Here is an 8,656-nt window from a genome sequence, read left to right on the forward strand (position 1 = left end):
CCTGGATACACTTAATCAATTGCCAGCTGTGCCTGGTGCGATTCTCCATAGCGATCAGGGCAGCGTCTACACGTCCCATGGGTATCAGGAAGCTGTAAAAGGAAAAGGCATTACCATGAGCATGTCCCGCAAGGGAACGCCCGCTGATAATGCCCCCATTGAATCGTTTCATTCCACACTAAAGTCTGAAACGTTCTACCTCGAAGGGTTGASCCATACAACGACTGCAATCGTTGAACAGACCGTTCGAGACTACATCACTTACTATAACGCAATTCGTATTCAAACGAAACTAAAKAACCAGTCGCCGATTGATTACAGGCGACTGGCCGTTTAAACTTGAAGGTGTTTTGATCCCTGTCTCACAAATGGGGGTCAGTCCCGAGGACAGAATGCTTTTTTTTCGAATGCACCGATACGAATTTACTATGGAAAAATTGGACATCTACGAACTTTTATCGAAGAAAGAATTAATAATGATGGCAAGACACTTTTGGCCGAAAATTTCGAGTTTACATGGATAAAAGAAGGCGTCGTTGCAATTATTCTTAAAGGAGAAGAGCAAGATGATAAAACATTAGAAATTACTTTTCCTAATTGACTTATTTGTGATGAGAAATTCAACATTTTTTCAAAATACTCAGAATATCGCTTGAGCTAACGGCCCGGATACTTGAATTTGAATCATTTGGCGAATAATATTAGAATTAAAATTACTTAGATACTGGAGAATGTAACAATGCAAATTCGTGCAATTGAAGAAAAGGACAATCAAACAATAGAGCGAATTATTAGACGCTCATTGGAATCATTTAACCTAAACATTCCTGGAACAGCATATTTTGACCCTCAACTCAGCAATCTGGCACAATATTACAAGGAACAACCAAATTCAAAGTACTGGGTTGTAGTGAATGAACAAAACGAAGTGGTAGGCGGTGTGGGGATTGCACCTTTTGGGCAGAAACCGGGAATTTGTGAGTTGCAAAAGCTATACATTACACCGGAAGCTCAGGGTATGGGTCTGTCAAGTGATCTTATGAAAGTAGCACTCGACTTCGCCAAGGAATACTATACACATTGTTATTTAGAAACATTGAAGAAACTTCAAGCAGCAAATCTCCTCTACATCAAATTAGGTTTCCAACAACTTGAAAAACCATTAGATGGTTCAGAGCATAATGCTACAGACGCTTGGTTTATAAAAGAGTTATCGATTTTGGATTAGTGCATTATCCCGAAGGTGATGTTAGCACATGGCTGGAGATTTTTGGGACGATAGTTCAATTAACTTTCAGATTTAATTAATTTAAAATAAAAAAAGTGATTCAGCTATTGGAACACGTTAGCGTGAAAACAATGAGTAGTCTGCCGCAGCAGCTGCTCATTGTTTTTTCTGTTACTCTACGGTTGTTTTTCATGTAGTCAATCCTATGGATTTGCCTTCTAATTTCAACGAGACAACAAAGGAGCACGGGGCCTTCCTACTAGACTTGTCTTCTGTTCACTGAGCTGAGAAAGAACCTACAGTATTGTGCAGTAAATGTCGGGAAGGGAATTACCTTCTCTGCTATGCTTTGAGTAACGAGGGGAGGCGATATGATGGATGTGCTGGCGAAACTGAACAAAGCTTTAAGCTATATTGAGGAGAATCTTACTGATCATGTGGACTATCAGGAGGCAGCGAAAATTGCCTGCTGTTCAGAATATCATTTTACACGAATGTTCTCATTCCTTGCAGGCATTACACTGTCGGAATACATCCGCCGAAGACGCCTAACTTTGGCAGCACTCGAGCTAAGCCACAGTGACATCAAGATCATCGATGCTGCGATAAAATACGGATATACCTCGCCGGATTCCTTTGCTAGGGCTTTCCAAAGCATGCATGGGATTAATCCCTCGGAAGCCCGAATCCATGGACAGTCCCTCAAAGCCTTCCCTCGGATGACGTTTCAACTGACTATCAAAGGAGGAAGTGAAATGAACTACCGAATTGAAGACAAAGAGGCTTTTCGCATCGTGGGAATCAAAAAAAGAGTGCCAATCGTATTTCAAGGGGTGAACCCGGAGATTGCATCGATGTTTGAAGGACTCACTCCAGAAATGATTGATAAGATTAAGAGTTATTCGAATGTTCAACCTTCAGGACTAATCAGTGCTTCCACGAATTTTAGTGAAGAGCGGTTTGAGGAGAAAGGAGAGCTCGATCATTACATTGGGGCGGCCACAACGAAAGATGGGGATGGCTTCGCCCAGTTGGAGGTGCAAGCCTCTACATGGGCTGTATTCACAGCCGTCGGCCCTTTTCCAAGTACGCTTCAAGAGATCTGGGGGCGCATTTATTCCGAATGGTTTCCATCCGCGGAATATGAGCTAAACAATGGGCCGGAAATGCTCTGGAATGAGCATAAAGATGTAGCATCACCGCAATTTAAAAGCGAAATATGGATACCCATCATAAAGAAGTAAGCGGCGGGAGCGTTTAATGAAGCAACAGAGAACTATAGTTAAATGATAGACAGTGATGGGCAGGTACTTCGGTAGCCTGCTCATTTCATTATTCTAACGGGAAAGATAGTGGAATTATTCCTTGGGGCAAACGTAAGATATGAATATCAATTTTGTGAAAAAAAGGGGTGATTTGGTGGTTATATTAGGAATTTTTGCAATTGTATTTTCGATTTTCTTCATATTTTTATTAATTTTTGGACTTATACAGTGCAGGAAAAATAACTTCATTGCAGGCTTTTACTTCTTTCTTATTATTTTAATATTGAAGATCTATGATTTTATTGCACCTTTTACAATAAGTCGACTCATTAATTCTTATGATGCGAACCGTACTACATTACCGCTTGGAATGACATTTGGAGAGATGATCACAATACTGAATATCATCCCTAGAATCATAGAAGTTGTTGCTTTTATCTTTCTAGTTGTCGGACTGTATCGAGTGTGGAGATCTAAGACACTAAAGCTATGAAACTGAGATAAGTGATTGTGCTAACGGGGAGGATCGTTTATTGAATGTGCGGAATACTTATAATGTTAGGTGTTTATGCAGTTCGCAAGAAGCATGATCTGATCAAAAAATAAGTTTTGTTTCAAGGAGGAAAAACATGGATTACACTTCACCATTTGAAGCGGCGTTAAAGGTGAAACGATGGCCTAAAGCTACAATAGCGACGGGTCGTCGACATACCGTTGGTCTCAAATCGGACGGAACGGTGACGGCAGTGGGTGATAATAAATATGGCCAATGTGAGGTGAGCGGCTGGAGCGATATTGTGGCGATTGCGGCAGGTAATGTTCATATGGCGACGAACACGGGTAATTCTCATACAATCGGGCTTAAATCTGATGGCACGGTGGTTGCTGTGGGTTGGAATAAGCATGACCAATGCAATGTAGATGACTGGAGCGATATTGTAGCGGTTGCGGCGGGATGGCGTCGTAGCGTGGGGCTTAAATCTGATGGCACGGTGGTGGCTGTGGGCCGAAATAATGAAGGCCAATGCAATGTAAGCGGCTGGAGTGATATGGTGGGAGTATCAGCTGGTGACTGGCATACCGTCGGGCTTAAATCGGACGGCTCGGTGATGATTGTGGGTAATAATCAGTATGGCCAATGTAATGTAAGCGACTGGCACGACATAGTGGCGGCAGCGGCAGGTTACCTTCATACCGTCGGGCTTAAATCTGACGGAACGGTGATGGCTGTGGGTTTGAATAAGCATGACCAATGCAATGTAAGCAGCTGGAGCAGTATTGTGGCGATAGCAGCGGGAAGTAATCATACAATCGGGCTTAAATCTAACGGCACGGTGGTCGCTCTGGGTAGGAATGAACATGGCCAATGCAATGTAAGTGGCTGGCGCGATATAGTGGCGGTAGCGGCGGGCTGCGCTCATACGCTCGGTCTTAAATCGGACGGCACGGTGGTTGCTGCAGGTGATAATGAATTTGCCCAATGCGATGTAAGCAGCTGGCGTGGCATTCAACTGCCGGGCAATTAGTTTCAATTTTGATAATACATATAAAGTTTTAAGTCGGTGGGACGTCTGCGTGGAATGTTTCATGCACCCTTGTGTGATAAAATTAGGGTATGATTATGGAGAAATATGAGAGAATGCAGGTGAGAGATTGAAATATATTTTCATTAAACGATTTGGAATATTAGTAGCAAGTCTTTGCATCTGGTTTATCATTCACACTACTTTCGTGATAATAGATGGGTTGAATGATAAATTGAAACCAGTTGAGGCAGCTGTAGTATTAGGAAATAAAGTAGAAGTTAATGGACAGCCTTCTGAGCGGTTAAAAGCAAGATTAGATAAGTCCGTAGAGCTTTATAAAGGGGGCTACTTTACTTTTATTATTGTAAGTGGCGGTATTGGTAAGGAAGGTTTCGATGAAGCAAAGGTTATGAAATCATACTTAATAGATAAAGGATTRCCGGAAGATAAAATTATAGAGGATAATAATGGGTACAACTCATATATGACCGCCCAAAATACCAGCAAGATAATGGATGAATTAGATTTAGAGTCTGTGATGGTTATTACTCAATACTTTCATATATCTAGAACAAAATTAGCGTTTAGAAAAATGGATATTAAAGAAGTGTACTCAGCTCATGCCAAAGTCTTTGAGTTTAGAGATATTTACTCCTTAATACGAGAATTCCCAGCATATTATAAGTATCTCTTAAAATAATGAAATAAATAAAATGATAACCTTACCTGCATACAAGTAGGACGGAATCAGCTTCACATCTCGATAACTAACGGGCAGATTAACGCTATAAGCTTCTTAGGATTAGTAAGCTTAAATAAAAGAAGTATTCTCATGTGAATTCTCTAAAGTAAATAAATACAAATTCCACATCAGTTAATCCATTTTCTATAAATCTTTTTAATAGTATATTGAGGTAAATAAAGTGATTATTCACTTTGATAAATCCGAAATTCCTTTGTCGGTATCATTTTATGGCTTCGTAAGGATGGCAAAACCATCGAAGTATGGGAGTTTAAAACAGATGTTCTGGCGTAGTTAGTTTTATGAAAGGAAGGTATAGGGGTGAGTATTTATTACGCTTCAAGCAAAGAGGATATCACTAAGGATGCACTCCAAGAGTTATTTCTTTCGGTAGAATGGGAGTCTGGCAAGTATCCAAACGAGCTTTTACAAGCAATTGGAGGGTCTCATTCAATTGTTACCGCTTGGGAAGAAGGAAAGCTTGTCGGTTTAATAAATGCTTTGTCAGATGGTGTATTAACGGTATATTTTCATTATATGCTTATTAATCCGAGTTATCAGAATATAGGTATAGGTAAGGAAATGATGAATATAATGCTTGATAGATATAAAGGGTGTAAAACAAAAGTATTAATTTCTTATCCTCATGCAGTGGATTTCTATAATAAATTTGGCTTTAATACAGAGGATGGAGCTACACCAATGTTTATCTCAGAGTTGATATGATTGAACTAACAATGAACAATAGTTCAATAATTAAAGGGCTGCCGTTAATTAACGGACAGAATAATTTAATTACTTCACTAATACTTTAAGTATGGAGAATATGCGTAGTTTGTACAAGAGACGTTATATGAAAGGAAAGTAATACTTAAACTAAGGAGCGAATAGGTGTGATCATTCAATCTATCACAATATTATGGGATAAAAAGGTCAGAGGAGCTCCACACTCTACTTTGAGGAATAGATTTAGCAAGTCGTTCTCAATTCCAGATATGTTGATAAATTACATTGGAAGCACTACGATTCCTTTTCAGGAAATACTAATTACTCAAAATGAAAATGGATTTGAAATTGAAAGTAATAAAGTCGAGTATCTTGACTCACATCGAAATGATTGGAAGATAGCTAGTACTGAAATACAAAACAAGGATGACAAACTACAAGTATATTTTAAGTATTCTGATTCTTGTGGCAAACCTGTTCGTTATGATTCAAGATATCAATACTTATCTGAAAATGCGTTTATACTTCAAAGTAGTGAATATGGAAGGATTATCTATAACGGTAGATTAGTACACGAAGATACAGGAGATTGGATTTATCAGTTAAAGATATTGAATATTTATAATGGTCATAGTGATGACAAAGAGATTTTAACAAAGGAATCACCTTCGAAAGCTTATAAACAAATAGAAGTGCTTTTTTAGTATTTCACGAAGGCATTCCTATCATATAACATCATATTCACGCTTCGAGCCATTCGGATCTCGGTCCGGCAGAATTTAGAAGTTGATTCGAAGATGGTATTGGCAGCAGCAGGGAATTGGAATCAGACGAACATACCCTCACCGCATCACAGTTAGTTCAATAAAATAGCGACAGTCTAGGACTCTTTGTTTTCTCGTCCTTGGCTGTCGCTATTTCAATTTCTAAGTTCAGTCCAAAACTTATTTTATGGAGTCTAACGGTATGACAACTCGAAAAATCGGGTGGAATAAAGACATCCATTCTAATACTATTTATTCTTTTTACATATCGAATCATGACTGCTGCTTTTTCTTACCATGGAATTGAAAATTTATGACGTGTGCTTTTCCAATTCAACGTACCGGTCACGACTAGAGCAGCGAAATAAAGAAACAAGGAACAGAAGATTGAAATGATTACGCACCATAACTGCGGCATACCGTGGCTGACTAGCTGGTTATAGGTCAAGTGTCCGCAGATTGCCATTAGCATCATGCAGATCCCAACCTTGATATAAGGACGAATGCTCCCATAAAATCCGATCGAACTCGAGATGGAAAAAAAGTTCAATAGCGTTTGTATCAAAATGCCAATACCGATGCCGAACGCAACACCAACGATTCCTAATTGACTGCCTAACACGAAGACCGAGACACCCTTAAATACAGTAGCTATTACGTAATTCCATAGAGCTGCTTTCGCGCGACCGAGGCCAAGTAGAATCGCATGAAGTGGAGCATCGAAATAATGTAGAAAAAACATAGGCGCAAGTATTTTTAGAAGTAATCCTGCTTCAGGCGCATTATAGACTTGTGTCGTTAGTGGAGTTGCCCATTCGTACAGGATAACGGTTGCTGGCGCACCGATCAGAAGTCCCAATATCATAGCTTGATTCATCCGCTCATGTATGAGCAAACTGTTCTTGTTCACCGTGGCCTCACCAATCGCGGGAATAAGAGCGGTGGATAAGGATTGCGTGATAAAGCTCGGCATGAATAATAGCGGAAACACATAGCCGGCCAGCAGACCGAATTGCTTCGTGGCTAAAGCTGTGCCGATGCCGTACAGGCCCAGGCTGGTTGTAATAAGAAGCGGCTGGAAGGCGTTGTATAACGAATGAATGATACCATGACCAGTCGTCGGAAGTCCGATTTGCAGCAGCTCGGCGAGTGTGCTTCTTCCTTGCTTCAGATGGCTCGCCCAAGTCTCGCCCGATACCTTCGATTCACCATATAGCTTATAGCTTGTCATCAGAAATAAGAGGCTTATCGCTTCGCTGACGACAGAGGCAGCCATTGCACCAGCAGCTGCGTAAGCAATTCCGTAAGGCAGCAATAGGTGTACCAACGCTAGCACACAAGCGATTTGAACCGTATGCTCCAGCACATCGGAAGCTGCAATGGTCTTCATCTGCTGCATTCCCCGAAAATACCCCTTTAATACGGCGGAGACTGCGATAATCGGTGCGATGGGTGTAATCGCTAGCATGGCGTAATAAGCCCGCTGGTCGCTTAACAGAATTGACGCGATCCACTCTGATCCAAGTAACGATATGGTCGTTAGCGCTACGCTCAAAACGCCCGTAACTGCGAGCGAGACATACAGAATGCGCCTCACTTTCATCCGTTCGCCGCGTGCCTGGGCCTCTGCGACCAACTTGGAAATTGCCACCGGTAATCCAAGCTCCGTAATCGTAATGACGAGCGGAACAAGCGGATGCGCCATCATCAAGATGCCGATTCCCTCTGCGCCCAGTACGCGAGCTATATACATGCCGCTGATAAAACCTAGAATACGATTGATGAAAGCAGCAACAGACAAAACCAGAGTACCTCTCATAAACGATTGGCCGAGTTGTGACATGACTTGTGTCCTCCTGTTAATCGAATACATAAATGTATTCAAAAAATTGAAAAGCATGCGAACAAGCTCAAGACGCTAGCCAGGCGCCAGTGGTGTCATAAGAAAATAAAGTCTTAGGCAGACGATGCTTCATTAAGCTAACAGGTAAATAATCATCAGGACGAGGCTGCCGAAATAAATCGGCAGCCTCGTTGAGCTAACGGGCAGTTTATCAGGGTGGACAAGAAAAGTGAGCTGCACGATCAGTCTCACAAGTGGTATCCATGGTTACCACTTCATGGTTACGTGCTAAATAAGCGTCTTACAAAATTGTAAGGTAGATGTAAGGCAAAGCGATAGCTTAGGCCAGTTTGGCAGGATTATATTGGAATAAACAAAAATAGAAGTTTTTTAAAAGGAGAATCGAGATGAGGCTGTTTGAACTGTTGCTTTTATTGTCAAACATCGGCTTGTTTGCATTAACAGTCCTATTAAGAAAAGGACGGCGTAAAATTTCAGTATTCGTTGCAAGCGGGATCGCCACACTTTTACTAGTCATTCATTGGACGGTGGAAGGATACAG

The 8,656-nt window shown here is 41.0% G+C and carries 8 protein-coding genes; 7 read left to right on the forward strand and 1 reads right to left on the reverse strand.

Annotated elements, in window-relative coordinates; translation table 11 throughout:
• The 7 genes from AC1DSE_RS24605 to AC1DSE_RS24635 all read left to right on the forward strand — a co-directional run.
• Positions 1-337 (forward strand): transposase (locus tag AC1DSE_RS24605; RefSeq protein WP_477528329.1); only part of this gene is annotated, 337 nt, incomplete at its 5' end.
• A gap of 402 nt (positions 338-739) precedes the next feature.
• Positions 740-1,228, forward strand: coding sequence for a GNAT family N-acetyltransferase (locus tag AC1DSE_RS24610; RefSeq protein WP_477512325.1), 489 nt, complete (start codon positions 740-742; stop codon positions 1,226-1,228).
• Positions 1,229-1,602: 374 nt separating this feature from the next.
• Positions 1,603-2,472: an AraC family transcriptional regulator gene (locus AC1DSE_RS24615; RefSeq protein ID WP_477512329.1), complete on the forward strand. Its 870-nt coding sequence runs from the start codon at positions 1,603-1,605 to the stop codon at positions 2,470-2,472.
• A 650-nt stretch (positions 2,473-3,122) separates the two neighbouring features.
• Positions 3,123-4,019, forward strand: a complete 897-nt coding sequence (locus AC1DSE_RS24620) for an RCC1 domain-containing protein (RefSeq protein WP_477512324.1) — start codon at positions 3,123-3,125, stop codon at positions 4,017-4,019.
• 127 nt (positions 4,020-4,146) lie between these two features.
• Entirely contained in the window at positions 4,147-4,719 is a 573-nt protein-coding gene (locus tag AC1DSE_RS24625; RefSeq protein WP_477528330.1) for a YdcF family protein, read from the forward strand.
• Between the two features lie 363 nt (positions 4,720-5,082).
• Positions 5,083-5,487: a GNAT family N-acetyltransferase gene (locus AC1DSE_RS24630; protein ID WP_477512322.1), complete on the forward strand. Its 405-nt coding sequence runs from the start codon at positions 5,083-5,085 to the stop codon at positions 5,485-5,487.
• A gap of 167 nt (positions 5,488-5,654) precedes the next feature.
• Complete coding sequence (locus AC1DSE_RS24635) at positions 5,655-6,191, forward strand: hypothetical protein (protein ID WP_477512321.1); 537 nt, start codon at positions 5,655-5,657, stop codon at positions 6,189-6,191.
• A 352-nt stretch (positions 6,192-6,543) separates the two neighbouring features.
• On the opposite strand, the gene spoVB is transcribed toward AC1DSE_RS24635, so the two are convergent.
• Positions 6,544-8,094, reverse strand: a complete 1,551-nt coding sequence (gene spoVB, locus AC1DSE_RS24640) for a stage V sporulation protein B (RefSeq protein ID WP_441884577.1) — start codon at positions 8,092-8,094, stop codon at positions 6,544-6,546.
• Positions 8,095-8,656 lie beyond the last annotated feature (562 nt).

Source organism: Paenibacillus sp. 01L418, assembly GCF_056400045.1.